General features: G+C 25.8%; 15 protein-coding genes. 7 read left to right on the top strand and 8 right to left on the bottom strand.

The annotated features are described in order from the left end of the window. Positions 1-17: 17 nt before the first annotated feature. Positions 18-599 carry a hypothetical protein gene (locus CJ670_RS03275; protein ID WP_105938833.1) on the bottom strand — a complete coding sequence of 194 codons (582 nt, stop codon included), beginning with the start codon at positions 597-599 and terminating at the stop codon, positions 18-20. 115 nt (positions 600-714) lie between these two features. Then, positions 715-2,622: a molecular chaperone HtpG gene (gene htpG / locus CJ670_RS03280; protein ID WP_105912456.1), complete on the bottom strand. Its 1,908-nt coding sequence runs from the start codon at positions 2,620-2,622 to the stop codon at positions 715-717. Positions 2,623-2,872: 250 nt separating this feature from the next. On the opposite strand from htpG, the gene CJ670_RS03285 reads away from it, so the two are divergent. Genes CJ670_RS03285 through ciaB form a run of 3 tightly spaced genes read left to right on the top strand, consistent with a single transcriptional unit; the run spans position 2,873 to position 9,969 of the window. After that, a complete protein-coding gene (locus CJ670_RS03285) occupies positions 2,873-3,784 on the top strand; it encodes a GGDEF domain-containing response regulator (RefSeq protein ID WP_105938834.1) in 912 nt (303 codons plus the stop codon). 2 nt (positions 3,785-3,786) lie between these two features. Beyond that, a complete protein-coding gene (locus CJ670_RS03290; RefSeq protein WP_105938835.1) occupies positions 3,787-8,070 on the top strand; it encodes a response regulator in 4,284 nt (1,427 codons plus the stop codon). A gap of 3 nt (positions 8,071-8,073) precedes the next feature. Beyond that, on the top strand, positions 8,074-9,969 hold the full coding sequence (gene ciaB / locus CJ670_RS03295; RefSeq protein ID WP_105938836.1) for an invasion protein CiaB: 1,896 nt from the start codon (positions 8,074-8,076) through the stop codon (positions 9,967-9,969). On the opposite strand, the gene CJ670_RS03300 is transcribed toward ciaB, so the two are convergent. The 5 genes from CJ670_RS03300 to CJ670_RS03320 form a co-directional block, all read right to left on the bottom strand. Next, positions 9,945-11,006, bottom strand: coding sequence for an agmatinase family protein (locus CJ670_RS03300; protein WP_105938837.1), 1,062 nt, complete (start codon positions 11,004-11,006; stop codon positions 9,945-9,947). The genes ciaB and CJ670_RS03300 overlap by 25 nt on opposite strands. A 74-nt stretch (positions 11,007-11,080) precedes the next feature. Further along, on the bottom strand, positions 11,081-11,761 hold the full coding sequence (locus tag CJ670_RS03305; protein WP_105938838.1) for a phosphate ABC transporter ATP-binding protein: 681 nt from the start codon (positions 11,759-11,761) through the stop codon (positions 11,081-11,083). Next, positions 11,754-12,626, bottom strand: a complete 873-nt coding sequence (locus CJ670_RS03310) for a PstA family ABC transporter permease (protein WP_105938839.1) — start codon at positions 12,624-12,626, stop codon at positions 11,754-11,756. Before CJ670_RS03310 ends, CJ670_RS03305 begins: the two co-directional genes overlap by 8 nt. After that, positions 12,623-13,339, bottom strand: a complete 717-nt coding sequence (locus tag CJ670_RS03315; RefSeq protein ID WP_133161059.1) for a PstC family ABC transporter permease — start codon at positions 13,337-13,339, stop codon at positions 12,623-12,625. The genes CJ670_RS03310 and CJ670_RS03315 overlap by 4 nt, the downstream gene beginning before the upstream one ends. A 124-nt stretch (positions 13,340-13,463) precedes the next feature. Continuing rightward, positions 13,464-14,282 (bottom strand): phosphate ABC transporter substrate-binding protein, encoded by an 819-nt coding sequence (locus CJ670_RS03320; protein WP_105938841.1) that lies wholly within the window; start codon positions 14,280-14,282, stop codon positions 13,464-13,466. A 212-nt stretch (positions 14,283-14,494) separates the two neighbouring features. On the opposite strand from CJ670_RS03320, the gene CJ670_RS03325 reads away from it, so the two are divergent. From CJ670_RS03325 to CJ670_RS03340, 4 genes are read left to right on the top strand one after another with little or no spacing between them, the layout of a single operon-like run. Continuing rightward, positions 14,495-15,748, top strand: coding sequence for a pentapeptide repeat-containing protein (locus CJ670_RS03325; RefSeq protein ID WP_105938842.1), 1,254 nt, complete (start codon positions 14,495-14,497; stop codon positions 15,746-15,748). Position 15,749: 1 nt separating this feature from the next. Continuing rightward, positions 15,750-16,835: a DNA alkylation repair protein gene (locus tag CJ670_RS03330; RefSeq protein WP_105938843.1), complete on the top strand. Its 1,086-nt coding sequence runs from the start codon at positions 15,750-15,752 to the stop codon at positions 16,833-16,835. Next, positions 16,819-17,286 carry a Cys-tRNA(Pro) deacylase gene (ybaK, locus tag CJ670_RS03335; protein ID WP_105912450.1) on the top strand — a complete coding sequence of 156 codons (468 nt, stop codon included), beginning with the start codon at positions 16,819-16,821 and terminating at the stop codon, positions 17,284-17,286. Before CJ670_RS03330 ends, ybaK begins: the two co-directional genes overlap by 17 nt. 19 nt (positions 17,287-17,305) lie before the next feature. Then, positions 17,306-17,503, top strand: coding sequence for a hypothetical protein (locus tag CJ670_RS03340; RefSeq protein WP_105912449.1), 198 nt, complete (start codon positions 17,306-17,308; stop codon positions 17,501-17,503). A 33-nt stretch (positions 17,504-17,536) separates the two neighbouring features. On the opposite strand, the gene CJ670_RS03345 is transcribed toward CJ670_RS03340, so the two are convergent. Then, a complete protein-coding gene (locus tag CJ670_RS03345) occupies positions 17,537-18,193 on the bottom strand; it encodes a class I SAM-dependent methyltransferase (protein ID WP_105938844.1) in 657 nt (218 codons plus the stop codon). Positions 18,194-18,466 lie beyond the last annotated feature (273 nt).

The following is an 18,466-nucleotide window of genomic DNA, read 5'->3' on the forward strand; positions in this document are numbered from 1 at the left end:
AAAAGTTTAGCGAAAGCTTAACTTGAAGCTAGTTTAAAATAGTTATTCAAAGCATTATTTTTAGCTAAACTAATATTTAAATCAAGATTATTTGTTTGATTTTTTTCAAAATTACAACTATATGATTTTTCAAAATTCCTTAAAAGGTTTTCATATAATTCACCTTTTGTATCAACTATAAAAATCTCTTTATTCATTTCATAGATATAGATTAAATATATATTAAACTCATTATTTACTCTATAAATATTAAACTCATAATGAGTATGGCTTTTTTTCTCTAGATTTTCAAAACTATATATTTTTAGTTCATCTTTTAGAAGATTTAAAAAATATGAAAATGCTTGTGAATTCCACATAACATCATTTAAGGTATGAATATATTCTAGAAAAATATTGTTTGCTTTTAGTGTGTAAGCTTCGTAAACATAAGGGTCATGTCTTACTTTTATAACAATATTATAAAGTGTATATTTATAATAACTATCTGTAGAGATTTTAAATTTTAAATCATTTTCTTCAACACTAAAATATGGAATAGATAATTTTGTAACTTTTTTAAAAATAAATTTAAAAAGGTCAAATATAGTACGAAACATATTTTTAGCTCCTGATGATTTTTTGTAACTTTAGCTAAAAATATAGTATTGTGCAAGTATTATTTTTTTTAATATTTTTATAAAAAAAAATCCAGAAAAACTCTGGATTTTTTATTTACATAGCAAGAGATGTTATTTTTGTAAGTCTTTTTGCAAATGCAACTTTATCACTTACATCTACACCTTCGCTAATTTTTGCTAAATCAAGTAAAATCCAAGATACATCTTCTATTAATTCATCATTTGTTGAAGCTTGTAATTTTTTTACTATTTCGTGATTTGGATTAATCTCTAAAATAGGTTTAACCTCTGGCATTTCTTGTCCCATTTGTCTAAACATATGTGCCATAGAAGCCATTTGAGCATCTTGTGCATCTTTTGTAATACAAGAAGCAAAACTATCAAGTCTTGAAGTAATTTTTACATCTTTTACTTCATTTGCTAATTTCTCTTTTATTTTTGAAACTATATCTTTGAACTCTTCTTCAATTTTTTGTTTCTCTTCTTCATTTACCTCAACTTTTGGAGCTTCTGCAGTTGTAATATCTGTAAATTGCCACTCTTTAAATGCTCCAATTGTTGGAGTTATAATATCATCTATCTCTTTATCATCTAAGATTAAAACTTCTATATTGTTTTTCTTATAACTTTCAAGTAGTGGAGAGTTTCTTAATACTTTTTCATTATCTCCAACAATATAATATATAGCTTTTTGCTCACTATTTGCTCTTTGTTTATAATCTTCCAAAGAAGTAAGTTTTGATTCATCAGCAGTAGATTTGTATCTTAAAAGTTCTAAAATAGACTCTTTATTTGTATAATCTTGATAAACACCCTCTTTTAAAGCACGATTGTATTGAGAGATAAATTGTGAGTATTTCTCTTCATCTTTTGATAATTTTTTAATCTCACTTAAAATCTTTTTAACACTACTTTGTTTGATATTTGCTAAAATTCTATTCTCTTGTAAAATCTCTCTGCTTACATTTAGAGGTAAATCTTCACTATCAATAATTCCTCTTACAAATCTTAAATATGTAGGTAAAAGTTCTCTATCATCATCTGTTATAAATACTCTTTTTACATATAGTTTAATTCCACTTTGATAATCGGCTCTATACATATCCATTGGAGCAATTTTAGGAATATAAAATAGAGTTGTATATTCGTTTACACCCTCTGTTTTTGTATGAATTGTAAGAAGTGGATCTGAACTATCTTGAGAAATTGATTTGTAAAAACTATTATAATCCTCATCTTTTAATTTAGCTTTAGCTTGAGTCCAAAGCGCTGTTGCTTCATTTATTTGCTCATGTTTTCTCTCAATAGTTTTAACTGCTTCTTTTCCTGCTTCTTTATCCTCTTGGCTTAACTCAAGAGTAACTTCTTCATCATAGTTTAAGAAAATTGGATAAGCAATATGGTTTGAATATTTTTCAACTATATTTTTTATTCTATATTTACTTGCAAACTCACTTACCTCATCATCTTTTAGTTTGATATAAATAACTGTTCCAGCACTCTCTTTTGTACAAGCAGATAAATCAAACTCTCCAGTTCCAGTTGAACTCCATTTATAAGCAGTCTCTTCACCTGCTTTTTTTGATATTACATCAACTTTATCTGCAACCATAAATACAGAGTAAAATCCAACTCCAAATTGACCAATAAGATTTGAATCTTTTTTTGCATCACCTGTTAGTGCTTCAACAAAAGATTTAGTACCACTTTTTGCAATAGTACCAATAGAGTTTATCAAATCCTGCTCATTCATACCAAGACCATTATCTGAAATAGTTAAAGATTTATCTTTCTCATCAAAAGAGATATTAATCTCACCACTCCAAGAAGCAAAACTCTCTTTTAACTTTTCATCTGTAAGTCTTAGATAGTTTAATTTATCAATAGCATCGCTTGAGTTTGATACAAGCTCTCTTATAAAAATCTCTTTATTTGAGTATAAAGAGTGTGTCATTAAATGAAGTAGTTGCCCTACTTCTGTTTGAAATTGATGTTTTGCCATAAAAAATCTCCTTTTTTATATATATTATAAATTTTTAAATTTCAAAAGGGAATTTTATCAAACCTTTATTAAACTTGGCTAAAGTTTTTTATTTTTTTAGCACTATTGCATAATGAGTGCTAAAAATATACATTTTAGAGAAAAATTATTATTTATTATTATTTATTATAAGATTTATATTATATTTACAATAATGATTATAAAATAAAAGCTTTATTTACAAATTTAAAAAAAGTTCTTGGGAGAGATTATGGAATTCAAAAAACCAACCATTTTAGTTGTTGATGATATGACAACAACACTACTTTTACTTCACGATTTACTAAAGGATACGTATGAAGTAAAAATTGCAAAAAATGGCACAAAAGCTCTTGAAATTTTAGAATCACCAAATGAGATAGATTTAGTTCTTTTAGATATTGAGATGCCTGATATTAATGGTTATGATGTTTGTAAAAGAATAAAAAACAACGAAACAATAAAAAATATTCCAATAATTTTTGTAACAGGAAAAACAAGCCAAGAAGATGAAGAGTATGGTTTAAATCTAGGAGCCATAGACTATATTACAAAGCCATTTAACAAAGCAATTGTAAAACTAAGATTAAAAAACTATCTTGATTTGAAAATGAAAAATGATATGCTTGAAAAACTATCAATGTATGATGGTTTAACAAATATTAGAAATAGAAGATTTTTTGATGAAACTTTTGAGAAAACATTTAATGAAATAAAAAGAGATAAAGAGTCTTTAGCTGTTTTGATGATAGATATAGATTTTTTTAAACCTTATAATGACAATTACGGACATGGTCAAGGAGATGAAGCTCTAAGAAAAGTTGCAAAAATTCTTGAAAGAACTATAAAAAGACCATCTGATTTTGTAGCAAGATATGGTGGAGAAGAGTTTGTAATTTTATTAAAAAATATAAACAAAGAAGGTGTTGAAGCAGTTGCAAATAATCTTTTAAATGCAGTTAGAGAGTTAAAAATAACTCATGAATTTTCAAAAATAGAAAACTATATAACAGTAAGTATTGGAGTATCTTTTTACAACTCAATCTCTGATATTACAAAAATAGAGTTATTGATAAAAGCAGATGAAACTTTATATAATGTTAAAAATAGTGGCAGAAATAATTTTGCTATAGTTGAGATTTAACTATGAAAAATTACTCTTTAAAATATAAATTTTTAGGTTTAATAATATTTCTATTTGTAAGCTCATTTATTGCTTTTTTTTATATTTTCTACGATTTTCAAAAAGAAAAATTAAATATTTTAAAAGATGAGCAAATTGCAAAAATAGATAACTCTTTTAATAAAAATATAGAAAAACATCTTAAAAATTACTACTTTGATATTGCTAAAAAGATTTTTGATAGTGAAGATGATTATGAAATAAAATCAGCAATAAAAGAAAAAGATAGAGAAAAACTAGAAAAAATAACAGCAGAAAAATATGCTGTTTTAGTAAAAAAAGATGAATACATAACTCAAATGAACTTTTTTTCAAAAGATAAAATAAATATTTTAAGACTTCAAAAATTAGATTTATCAGGAGAAGAAGAGAAAGACAATCGACCTCTTTTAAATGATGCATTTAATACAAAAAAAGTTGTTTCTGGTTTTGAAAATGGTTTAACTGGATTGTCTTATAGAGTTATTATTCCATTATTTGATAATCAAAATGATTTTATAGGAGTTTTTGAAATAGGTGTTTCTACAAAAAAACTACTAGATACTGTTACTTTTTTCAATAACATAGAAGGTGTTTTTTATGACAATTATAGCAATAACTTTTTAGCATCAAAATCTATTGATTCAAAATTTTTAGAATATCTAGAGAAATTTAAATATGAAAATAAAAATCAAGATATTGAGTTTGACAATAAACACTTAAATTTACAATTTTTTAATATCTTTTCAAATGATGGTAAAAATTTAGGAAATTTCATATTTTTTCACGATTTAACAAAATATTATGATGATTTTTACAATGTAGTTAAAAACTTAATTTTAATATCTTTATTTACAATTTTTATTATATATTTATTAGTTATTTATACTTTTAAAATCTTTTATAAACAAATCTCTATTCAAAAAAATAGAGCAGAAAAAATATTAGACTCTTCAAATAGTATAGTAATAGTTAGTAGTAATGGTGAAAAATTAACACAAGCAAACCAAGCTTTTTTAAAGTTTTTCAATCTTAAATCTATTTCAGAGTTTACAAATAAATATAACTGTATTTGTGACCATTTTATAGAAGAAGAAAATTATTTAACTTCAAAAATAGGTGAACTAAGTTGGGTTGAATATATTTCAATAAATCCAAATAAAACTCACTTTGCAAAAATGAAAAAAGATGACAAACTTTATACTTTTAAAGTTTTTATAAAAGAAATAGATACTGAAACTTTTAAGCAAAATGAAGCTGTAGTTACTTTTGAAGATATTACACAAGAGCTTGAAAATGAAGAGTTATTAAAACAGAGTTTAAAATACAATCAAGCACTATTTGATAATACACCTGTTGCTATATTTTTAGCTTCATCTAGTAGAGTTATTTTAAATATAAATAAAACTGCTTGTGAAATTTTTGGTTATACAAAAGAGGAACTACTTAACCAAAGTTTTGAAATAATTCATCTTTCAAAAGAATCTTTTGATAAATTCTCACTAGAGTATAAAAAATTTGAAAACTCTATTTTAACAAATTTTGAGTTTCCTCTTAAACACAAAAATGGAAATACTATTTTTTGCTCTCTTTTTGGTACACCTCTTGATAATAGTGATTTATCAAAAGGATTTATTTGGACAATACTAGATATTACAGAGAAAAAACTTGCAGAAAAAGCTTTGATAAAAGAGAGAAATCTTTTTTCTAATGGTCCAGTTGTGGTAGTTGAGTGGAAATTTGATAAAAATTGGACTGTAAAATATATATCATCAAACTGTGAAACAGTTTTAGGATATACAAAAGAGGAGATACTTTCAGAAAATTTCAAATATTCATCAATAATTCATAAAGATGATTTAGAAAGAGTTTCAAAAGAGGTTAGTTTTTATACAAAAGATAAAAATTCTTATGAACAATCTTATAGAATTCGTCTTAAAAATGGAGAGTATCGTTGGTTTTATGATTTTAATCATGTAATAAAAAACTCTTCTGGAGAGATTGAATCTATAAGAGGATATATGTTTGATCAAACTCAATTAAAAGATAGTGAAATAATATTACAAAAAATAAATGAAGAGTTAAAACTTCAAACAGATATAGCACAAAAAGCAAATGAGTCAAAAAATCAGTTTTTGGCAAATATGAGTCATGAAATGAGAACTCCAATGAATGCAATTATTGGTTTGAGTGAACTTTTGGCTGATACAAAAATTGATGAAAAACAGTATGATTTTATAAAAAAAATAAATACTTCTTCTAAACTACTTTTAGGAATTATTAGTGATATTTTAGATTTCTCAAAAATTGAAACAGGTAATTTTGATTTAGATTTAAAAGCTTTCTCTTTGGAGAATTTATTATCTCAATTAAGAGTAATTTTTTCTCATCTTGACAATTACAAGCATATTGAATTATATTTTTACAATAAATCAGGAACTCCAAAAATTGTTTTAAGTGATGAGTTAAGAATATTACAAGTTTTAACAAATTTTGTAAGCAATGCCTTGAAATTTACACATAAAGGAAATATTACTTTAAAAATAGAACTTCTTGAAAAAATATCTAAAAACAGTGCAAAAATAAAATTTAGTGTTCAAGATACAGGAATTGGAATGAGTAAAGATGTAATTTCAAATCTATTTAAACCTTTTGTTCAAGCAGATAACTCTACAACTAGAAAATATGGAGGAACTGGATTAGGATTATCAATATCTGAAAGAATAGTAAACTCTTTAGGTAGCACAATAGAGGTACAAAGTCAAAAAGATTTAGGAACTGAATTTAGTTTTACTATAAATATGGAAGTTTTAGAGTGGTCAAAAGATAGTTTACTAAATAATAAAAAATTTAAAATTTTAATAGTTGATGACCAAGAAATTTCAAGGGTAATATTAAAAGATATTCTAGAAAGGTTTGGTTACATTACTTATGAAGCAAAAGATGGAATTGAATCAATAGAAATGGTAAAAGAAGCTGAAGCTTCAAATGAACCTTTTGATTTTATTCTTATGGATTGGAATATGCCTAGATTAAATGGAAAAGAAGCAATTAAAAAAATTTATGAATTGTATAATCAAAAAGAGATTAAAAAAAATATTCCGTCTATTTTAATGGTTTCAGCTTACTCAAAAGATGAAATAAATTTGGATGATATTCATATTGACAATTTTTTAACTAAACCAGTTACAAGTTCAACTCTTTTTGATGCCTTAGCACAAATAAAAAAAGGTATCGTAAAAGAGGTAAATTCTTCAGATATGCACAAAGATGCTCCAAATCTTTTTGGTTTAAAAATTTTGTTAGTTGAAGATAATGAAATAAACCAAGAAGTAGCTTCAATGTTTTTACAAAAAGCACAAATTGAAGTAGATGTTGCAAACAATGGTTTAGAAGCAGTTGAGATATATAAAAAAAATCAAGGAAAATATGATTTAATTTTAATGGATTTACAAATGCCTATTTTAAGTGGTTATGATGCAACAACACAAATTCGTGAATTTGACAAAAATATTCCAATAGTTGCTCTTACTGCTGCTGCTATGATAGAAGATAAAGAAAAAGTTCTAAAATTTGGAATGAATGACCACTTAAGTAAACCAATAAATAGTAATGAGTTATATAATACGATTATTAAATACTCAAAAAAAATTACTAAAAAAAATCTTATACCTTCTGTAGCAAAAAGTGATGAAAATATTGTTTTGGATTGGGAATTATTAGAAAAATCTTTAAGCAATAAAGAACTAATAAATAAACTTTTAAATAAGTTTATTGAACAACTAAATACAGATTTTGCTTTTATTGTAGAAAAAGTTACAGAAAATAGCAGTGATGCCCCATCTTTAATTCATGGATTAAAAGGTGTTAGTGGAAACTTAGGAGCAAATTCACTTTTTGCAATTTGCCAAAAAATAGATAGTAAATTTAAAAATAAAAATGCATTAAATTCAATAGAAATTTCAACTTTAGAAGAAGAAATAGCAAAAGTTAAATTTGAGCTAAAACATTTAGATGGCATAAAAAATGAATCAAATAAAGAAGATACAAATCTTTTGACTAAAAGCGAATTTAAAAAGTTTATGATTAGTATAAAAAAAGATTTACAAGATGGTAGTGTAATTCTTGAAGAGGTTTTAGAAAAGCTATACTTAAATTTAAAAAATAGCTTGAGTACTCAAGAAATAAAAACTCTAAAAGATTTTATTGATGATTTTGAATACTCTAAAGCTTTAGATATTTTAGAAAAGATAGAAGAAAAGGAATAATTTATGACAAAACAAAATTTTATAGATGATTTACAAAAAATTTATGACTATTTAGATGAACAAAAAGCAAAAACAAATGAGTTATTAAAATTTTTGGAAAATAGTGAGTTTGAAAAACTAACTATTATAGATGAATTTGCAAAGAGTTTAGATTTGAAAATGAGTGATGATTTAAGATTTGCTCTAGTTACACGACTTGTAAATTTAAGAGATGATAGCTTAGTTCAAGTTTTAAAAAAACTTGAAAAGAGTGAAAAAGAGATTATTGATATTCAAGAAAAAGCATATCAATTTGTAAAACAATATTGGCACGAAAAACATAAAAACTTAATAGATTTTATAGTTCAAAACAATCTTTTAACTCCTTTTTATCAAGAGATTTTTATAGGAGTTTACAATGTTGGTCTTGCTATGTCATCTTGGCAAAGCTCTTGGACAGCACACATAATAAATAAAATAAATAAAGAACTAAGTGCTAAATTTGAAGGCAATGAAGAGAAAATTATGAAATATCTTGAAGATGAGAAACTTCTTGATTTAGGACATGGTGGGATAGTTGCTGATAGATGTTACTCTGCTTTAGTAAAAGAAGGTGAGAATTATACTTCAAAAGCATATATAAAAGCTTTCAAAAAAGAGGTTACAAAAACTGTAGATGCTCTTGAAGAGTTTGTAGATAAATTAATCGAGCTTGAAGATGAGATTTATAATCAAAAGTGGGATTATGTAAGATATATTCAAAGTTTGATTGTGGCATTTAGTGAAGATAAAACAGATGAACTTGTAAACAAATGGGCAAATGTAGATAGAGCTTGGATGAAAATCACAACACCTATTCAAATAGGACATCCACTTGAATATTATGAAGACCACTTTAGAAAAGCAGTTGCTTTGGAGTGGGATATAAGATTAACAAATCCAAAATTTGCACAAAATGACCATAGAGTAAATAAGATAAAATCATCATTTACAAAAATATTTAGTAGCTTTGAAGCAAACGAAAATTATAAAAAAATATTTGATTTTAGCTTCAAATCACTCGATAAAGTACAACTTTATGTAGGTCGCCCTGCACTATTTTTTGGTGCAGAATTAAATGGTCTTTTTTCAGCACAAGTTGTACCAAATGATGAAGTTGTAAGTCTTGAAGAGGGTAAAAAAATCTTTGCATTTTCTGATGAGATTTTACAAAGTAGTCGTGCTAAACCATTTTTACAACTAAGCCGTGAAATATTTGGGCAAGAGTTATTAACAAAAGATAGAAACTTTCTTTTTAAACAAACAGATTCTTGGCATAGTGTTTATGATATTACAACTATTGGGCATGAATATGGACATATTTTATGGTGCGATGAAGAGAGTGAGAGTTTTATGAATAAAACAGGAAATTTTAAAAATATTGAGGAGTTTAAAGCAACAACTGGTGGATTAATCTCATATTTACTTGATGAAAAAGATGACGAAAAACATCTAAAAGAAGCTATTTTAATAGATTTGATAAAAAGAAGCGTAGGACTTATCTCTTGGATGGAAGTGGATGAAGTTCAACCATACTATTGTGAAGGATTAATTCATCTTGCAGGTCTTTTTGAAAGTGGTATTTTGACTTGGAATGAAGAGAAAAAAGAGCTAAAAATTGATTTAGAAGATGAAAAATTTGAAAAACTAAAAGCTTGGTATATAAAAAATTATACAAGCTTAGCAAAACACTATTTAGAAAAACTAGATGCTACAAAGTTTTTGAATCTTTATGCTACTAAAAAAGATAAATATTTTATGCCAAACGATGAAAATATAAAATCTTTTGTAGAGTATTATTTCAAAAGGTATCAAGAGATTGGTCAAGAGTTAGATAGTTTTGATAAAAAAGAGTTTTATCTAAACTCTATTTTACCTTGACTTGCTAATAAAGCTCCGCAAAGATTATATAACACACGAGAGCCAACATTTGCATCCCAGCCATTTTTGCTATCTCCAACTTCAACTAAGTCAAAACCTATAATCTTTCTTCCACTTTTTACTACCATAAAAATTAAATGCTCTAACTCTCCATATCTTAATCCTCCAGGAACTGGAGTTCCTGTATTTGGACAGTTTAATGGCTCAAGACCATCTATATCAATAGAGATATAGACATTTTTTGGAAGCTGTTCTATATATGGAGTGAAAACTTCTTCAATAGATTTTCCACTTGCAATTTGCGCTTGCATAGCTGTATCGTAAAGACAAGCTCCTTTATTTCCTAGCTTAATCATTCTTTGTGCTTCTTCTTTACTATAATCTCTAATTCCAATCTGAACAAGTTTTGATACATTTTTGCACTCATTTAAAACATTATAAAAAATAGATGCGTGAGAATAAGTAAACCCTTCATAAGCCTCTCTTAAATCGTGATGAGCATCTACATGAAGTATTCCAAAATTATCTTTAGAAGTATCATCTAAAGCTTTTATAAGTCCTAGTGGACAAGAGTGATCACCACCAACAACTGCTACAAATTTGTCTTTTTTTATTTTTTTAAAAGCTGCTTCATACACATGTGAATTTATTGCTTTTGAAACTTCATTTACATATTTTAAATCTTTTTTGCAACTTTCACCACACTCTATTGCTTCCATTACTTTTAAAGCTTTTTTTCTAGTTTTATTACTAAGTTTTAGTAAATATTTATCTACTTCAAGCATAGCAATTCCAGCTTTATATGGTTTAATATAGTGATAATTTTCAACATCTAGTTGATGACTTGCTAACCTTATATTATCAGGTGCTTTTGAAGTTCCTTCTCCAAATGAAACAGTAGCTTCCCAAGGAACTGGGATTAAAATCAAGCTAGCCTCTTTTGGGTCTAAATTTCCACCAATAAATCCATCATTTTCTTTTGGTGGAAGACCTAGCTCTAAAACTTTTATATCTTCTTTTAAGCTTCTGTATTTCATAAAGTAACTCCTTTTTTAATTTTTGTGATTATAAGATATTTAAACTATGGTAAAGTTAATTATTTCTATAAAATCTAATATTCTAGAGAAAATATAGAATCTGCTAGTTTTAATATTTGTGATTTAAAATGAGAAATTATCACAATAGTTATACTTTTTCTTAATTCAAACAATAAATTCTCTATTTTTAAGGATAATTCTTCATTTAGGGAAGCAGTTGGCTCATCAAGAAGTAAAACTTTTGGTTTTAATATTAAAGCTCTTGCTAAAATCAATCTTTGTTGCTGACCTCCTGAGAGTAAATACGCACTATCATCTAATCTATTTTTTACTTCATCATATAAATAAACTTGTTTTAATACCTCTGTTATTAGCTTTTTTGCATCATTTTTGTTTACTTTTTGAAGTTTTAAAGGAAAATATAAATTCTCAAAAATAGAGAATGGTAAAATATCTGGATGTTGGCTTACATAAACAATCTTTTTTCTAAGTTCTGGTAGCTCTTTATTTGATAAAGTTGTAATATCAATATTTTTATTTTCATCATTAAAATATACTTTTCCACTAAAAGTAGCATTTTCATACTCTTTTATCATCTGATTTAATACAAGAAGTAAAGAGCTTTTGCCAATTCCACTTGGACCACTAATGGCTGTTATAGAGTTTCTTTTTATATCTAAATTTAAGTTATTTAAAACTTGTTTTTTATCATAGTAAAGATTTAAATTCTCTATTTTCAAAATATGTTTACTCAACTTTTTGACTCCTTCTAATAGCTATTTTCTGTAAAATAAATGCAAAAATAAAAAGGCTAAGTGATACAAAAAGAAGTATCACAGCAGCTACATAACCTTTGTTTAGTTCGTAAATATCTTGATATTGTGAAGATACATAAAATATAAAAAATGGAATAGCCTCATATTTTTCCAATATTGAGTTTGGAATTCCTCCCATAGCAACTGCTCCTGTCATCATAATAACAGCAGTATCTTCAACAGCTCTTCCAATTGATAAAACAACACTACTAAATAGCTGTTTACTTATATATGGAAGTTGTACTAAAAAAAGATTCTGATACTTTGTAGCTCCAAGATTTAATACAGAGTTTTTTATTTGATATGGAATTGAATAAAGTGCTTGTTCTGTCATTTTTACAATATAAGGAATTACTAAAATTGCCAAACAAATTGAAGATATTAAAAGACAAGTGTATAAATCATCAAAAAACATTTTGTGCAAATATATAGTAACAGATAATCCAAAAAGTCCAATAACAATAGATGGGACAAAGGCTAAAAGTTCATAAGAGAAACTAAAAATCTCTTTAACTTTTTTTGATGCAAAAATTGCTATAAAAACTCCACTTAAAAATCCTAAAGGTAGAGCAAAAATAATAGCCAATAAAGATACAAAAAGTGAACCCACTATTGCATTAAATATTCCATCAAAAACTCTTTGTTTTCCTAAAATTGCATCTAAAACTGGAATATTATCAAAAATAATTTCTAAAGAGAAACTACTAAAACCTTTGTAAAATACAAATGCAAAAAATATTGTAAGTACTAAAATAGAAAATATAGCTACTAAAAAAAATAAAGATATAATAATTTTTCTATTCATTTTGCCTCTTTATTTATAAGTTTTAAACTAACAACTGTTAAAAAAGAGAATACTAAAAGTAGCAATCCACACAAAAATATTGCTTTAAAAGAAGTTGATTCATAATCACTTGCATTTATTAGTGCAATATGAGAAGTTAAAGTTCTTGCACTATCTAAAATAGAGTTTGGAATTTTTAAACTATTTCCTGCAATCATCAAAGCTATCATTGTATCTCCAACAGCTCTTGCAAATCCTAAGATAATAGCACTAAGTATCCCTTTTTTTGAAGTTTTTAATATTAAATCAAAAAATATATCCTCATTTGTTGCACCTAAAGATTTAGCGGCAAAAATTGTTTTTTTTGAAGTTGAGTTAAATGTATTAAATAAAATTATTGTCATTGTAGGAAGAACTACAAAACTTAATACAAAAGATGCGGTAAGAATACTAAAACCTTGTCCATCTAAAATATCATTTAACCAAGGAACCAACAAAAATATAGCTATAAAAGCATATAAAACTGTTGGAACTCCTGATATAAAAAGCATAAATTTATTTAATATATTTGTAATATTTTTTGGAAGAAAAAATGCCATAAGTGATGCAAACGAAAAACTCATAATAGTTGCAATTAGTGTTGCAAGAACACTTATATAAATTGTTCCTAAAATCATTGGCATTAAGCCATAAAGATTTTTTTGCTCAATCCACTCAAAAGTAAAAAACTCCAAAAAATTTCCCGAAGTAATAAGTGGAAAGGAGAAGTAGATTAAAAAAAATAGTATAAATAGTACAAGAGAGCTTGTTATAAAAATTGATATAACAAGCCCAAAATTAAATAAATAGTACAATCTACTACTTTTGATAAGGAATTAATCCAAGTTTACTAGTAATTGCTGCACCACTATCGCTTTTCATATAATCTATAAATGCTTTAGCTAAAGGCTTTGGCTCACCTTTTGTAACCATATATAAACCTCTTGAAATGTGATATTCACCATTTAAGATTGTATCATTGCTTGGGCATTTATTATCTATACAAATAGCTTTTACACTATCATCAACTGTACCAAATGAGATAAATCCAATACTATTTTTATCAGATAATACAGCTGTTTTCATTGCTGCATTTGAAGCAACTACTTTTGCATCTTGAGAAATTTGAGCATTTTTAATACCTTCACTTGTAAACACTTCCATTGTTCCACTTGAAGAATCTCTTACATAAAGATTTATTTTTCCACCTTTTAAACCTAAATCTTTAAACGATTTTACTTTTCCAGTAAAAATATCGATTAGTTGCTCTGTTGATAGATTTTTAATATCTGAGTTGTTGTTTACTATAACAGCAATTCCGTCCATTGCAAAAACGAAGCTTTTTAAATCGCCTCTTTCAATCTCATCTTTTTTTGGAGCTCGACCAGCATTTGCAATATCAACTAAACCTTCAGTTACTTGCTTAATACCAACCCCAGTTCCACCACCAGCGATTGTCATCGTAATTTCAGGATTTGCTTGCATAATATTTTTCATGGCTTCTTTTTGCGAAGCTATATGAGCAGTTCCACCAGCAATATTTAAAGTACCTTTTAAACCTTTGAATAGGTCTAAGTCACTGTTTGCACTTAGTGAACAAACAAAAAGTGTGCAGATTGATAAAATCAGTTTTTTCATTCAATTTCCTTTTTTTAATAGAAATTGGATAAGTGTACAAAGAAGAGATTTGGAAAATATCTTTGTTGCTTAAACCTTAAGCCTGAATATCCAAAATAGAAAGGGATTATATCGAAAATACTTTAAAATCAAAAATGCCATTTTAAGGCTTTGCAATATTAAATAAAATTGGTTAAAATCATTTATTAATAATAAAAATTTAAAGAGATAATATGGCTAAGTGTATTTGTAAAAATTGTGATTTAGAAGCTTTTGAAGATAGTGATAAATGTATTTTACATTGCAAAAAAGATGACTGGTTTAAACATAATAATTTTAATCAAAAAGATGAAGAAATTTTCATTAATATTTTTGGTTGTTTAAATAATTGGGTATCTTCATATAAAGAAATTGATTTATTTTGGAATACTTTTAATAAAAAATTAAAAGAAAATATTGAAAATAACTTTTTAAAATTTACTTTAGAAAATATAATTTTCCCTTCAATGGGTAAAGATAAAAAATATATTGAAGTAGAACTTCAAAAAATAAATTTTTTAATTCTTAAAGATTGTATTTTTCTTGATTATATTTATTTAACTCCTTTATTTTCTGCAAAAAATTTAGAAATTACACATTGTACTTTTCATAAAAATGTAGATGTAAAAACTATAATTCATCAAGAACAATTTGTATTTCAAAAAAATACGGTATTAAAGGAAATTAATTTTTTTAATATTGAATTTAAAAGTATTTGTTTTTTTATAGAAAATAGTATAAATAATCTAACTTTTGATGGAGTAAGATTTGATGATAATGCTATGTTTAGTAATAGCAAGATTGAAAACTTATCTTTTAAAAATATATTTTTTAGAAAAGAGACAAATTTTTTAGATATGACTCTTTCAAAGGTTGGAAATAGAGAAACAGCAAGAATAATAAAAGACTCTTTTGAAAAACAAAATAATATTATAGAAGCAAACAAATATTATGCTTTGGAGATGAAAGAAAGAGAAAAAGAGCTTGAAAAAGATTTAAAAAATGGCAAAAACTTTTTTGAATGGTTGGTTTTTAAAATCCATGGAATATCTTCAAATCACTCTCAAGATTGGCTTTTAGCTCTTTTTTGGATTATTTCATTTACATTTTTATCTGTATTTATAGAAAAAATATTTAATAGTTCTGTTGGATTATTGGATAAATCTATTTTATCGTTTGTTATATTTATAGTAATAATTTTTATTAATTTTCACATTGCAAATACTAAAAAAGCTTATTATCTAATCTCTATTTTCATATATTATTGTATATATTCAATCTTTACAGAAGATTGGTTTTTGGAATGTTTTTCAAAAACACTTAACCCCTTTTCATTAATGCAAACAGATGACCCAATAAATGGAGCACAACTTCTTTATAAAATCATAATTGCATATCTAATCTATCAATTCATAGTTTCAATTCGCCAAAACACAAGAAGAAAATAAAATGGCAGAGCAATTAAAAAATATATATTCACAAGAGTTTATAAAAAATCTATCAAATAGTTTACAAAAAAACTACAAAGATTTTAAAATAGATGAGTTTAAAAAAGCTATTTTTATAAATAGTTGGGAAAGTTTTGAACTAAAACAAAGAATACGACACATCTCAAAAACTTTGAAAGCTTTTTTGCCATTTTCATATAAAGAGCAAATAGATATTTTAATAGAAGCAAAACAAGATTTCAAAGCTTTGGAAGCTATGATTTTTCAAGATTTTGTTGAAGTTTTTGGACTTGATGATTTTGAAGTTTCTATGAAAGCTTTAGAAGTTTTTACAATAGATTCAAGCAGTGAATTTGCTATTCGACAATTTATTTTAAAATATGAAGATAAAACTATAAATCAAATGAAACTTTGGGCAAAATCACAAAATGAGCATATAAGAAGATTATCAAGTGAGGGTTGCAGACCTAGACTTCCTTGGGCTATTGCTTTGCTAAATTTTAAGAAAAATCCAAAAAAAGTATTTGAAATAATTGAGCTTCTTAAAAATGACTCTTCAAAATATGTTCAAAAAAGTGTAGCAAACAGTTTAAATGACATATCAAAAGATAATCCTAAAATGGTAATAAATTTTGTAAGAAATAATTTAAAAATCTCCAAAGAGCTTGATTGGATTTGTAAACACGGCTGTCGTACTCTTTTGAAAACAGCAAATAAAGAGGTGTTAGATTTATTTAATTTTGATAAATCTCATCATATAAATATCACAAATTTTTGTTGCGATAAAACCATATTTTTGAATGAAGATTTTAATTTTTCATTTGAGATAAATTCAGATGAACCTATTGGAAATATAAGAGTTGAGTATGCAATTTATTATCTAAAATCAAATAATAATCATAATAAAAAAGTTTTTATGATAAGTCAAAATGAGATAAAATTAAATAAAAAAATATTTCAAAAAAAACAGAGTTTTAAAAATATGACAACAAGAAAACACTATATTGGAACCCATTTTATAGGAGTTTTGATAAATGGTGTAGAAGTTTTAAAAGAGGAGTTTTTCTTAAATGACACCAGCAATTAATTTACTAAAAAAACATAAATGCGATTTTAAAATTCATAAATATGAACATGATCCAGCTTGTACAAATTTTGGAGAAGAAGCAGTAGAAAAATTGGGTTTAGATGCAAAGGAAGTTTATAAAACTTTGCTTGTGGAACTTACTCCAAAAGAGTTGGTTGTTTGTGTAATTCCTGTTTCAAATCAACTAAGCTTAAAAGAAGTTGCTGATATTTTTGGAGTAAAAAAAGCACAAATGGCACAAAAAGATGAAGCACAAAAAGTAACTGGATATTTGCTTGGAGGAATTTCACCTTTAGGACAAAAAAAGCTTTTAAGAACTGTTTTAGATATAAGTGTTGAGGACTTTAAAACTATATTTATAAGTGGTGGAAAAAGAGGATTAGATATTGAAGTTTTTCCAAAAGATTTGAAAGTGCTTTTAAAAGCAAAAATAGGTAAAATAGTTTCATAATAAACAAAAGGAGATGTTCATGAGTAAAAATAAAGGTGAACCGAGTTTAGAAAAAATTGATGATTATAATGGAAATGAATCTAAACAAAAGAGAAATACTGTAAGATTAATTGTTCTTTTACTTCTTGTTTTAGGTGCAATTTTTGCATATTTAGAACAGCCAGCAAAAAACAGTGCGATTGAAATTCAAGAGAAAACTTCAATTCCAGCTAGATAAAAGCTTTTAGCTTTTATCAGAGTTTTATATTTATTACTCTCTTAAATATTTAAATATTTTACCCCTATAAGGCTCTTGCAAAAAATCTGTATTTTGAGGCTCAATAAAACTAGATACAAAACCAAAACTTTCCATCTGTTTTGTAAATTTTGCTTGATAACCTCTATTTGGATTTGCTAAAATAACCTTCGCTTTATCGTTTGAATGAGCATTTATAAAATTTGAAAGAAGAACTACATGATCTCTTTCATACAATAAGTCGCTTCCAATAATTAAATCAAACTTACCAAGCTCATCTTGATATTCATTACTCCAGCAAGTTCTCACAAATGGTATTTCATCATCTTTATTTAATTCTGTATTAATATCCAAAAACTTTTCAGCCTCAGGATGATAATCAGTTGCTGTAATATCAGCATTTAATCTATTTAAAATAAGACTTGATAGACCAATTCCACATCCAACTTCTAAAATTCTTTTATTTTTAAAATCATAATCAAATATAAAATTTGCTAAAACTTCGCTAGATGGCCAAACAACACCAAATAAAGACCAAGTTGCACTTGATATACCTATATTTTCTGCTTTGTTATCTTGATCAGAAAATTGTTGTCTATCTTTTAAAGTTCTTAAATGTATATCGTTATCACCAACCTCAATTGTTTGATATTTATACCTCAGAGGTTTCATGATAGTGGACTAATTAATAGTAGTTTTATTAAAATCTTTTTTATCATGTTAATTCCTCGTATAATTAATTTATGAATTTATACTATCTCAATAGCAAAATAAAAGCAAACTTTAATTTTCAATTTTAAATAATTTACTCAACTTTCGCACATAAAAAATCTTCAATTTCTTATATATAAAAGCTATAATAAAGCCCATAAATAGGCACTTTTTGATATAATTTCATCACTACAATCAACTATATAAAGGGCTTTTTTATGGGACTTGATGATT

It is taken from the genome of Arcobacter cryaerophilus gv. crypticus, from assembly GCF_002993025.1.
Taxonomy (GTDB): Bacteria; Campylobacterota; Campylobacteria; order Campylobacterales; family Arcobacteraceae; genus Aliarcobacter; species Aliarcobacter cryaerophilus_B.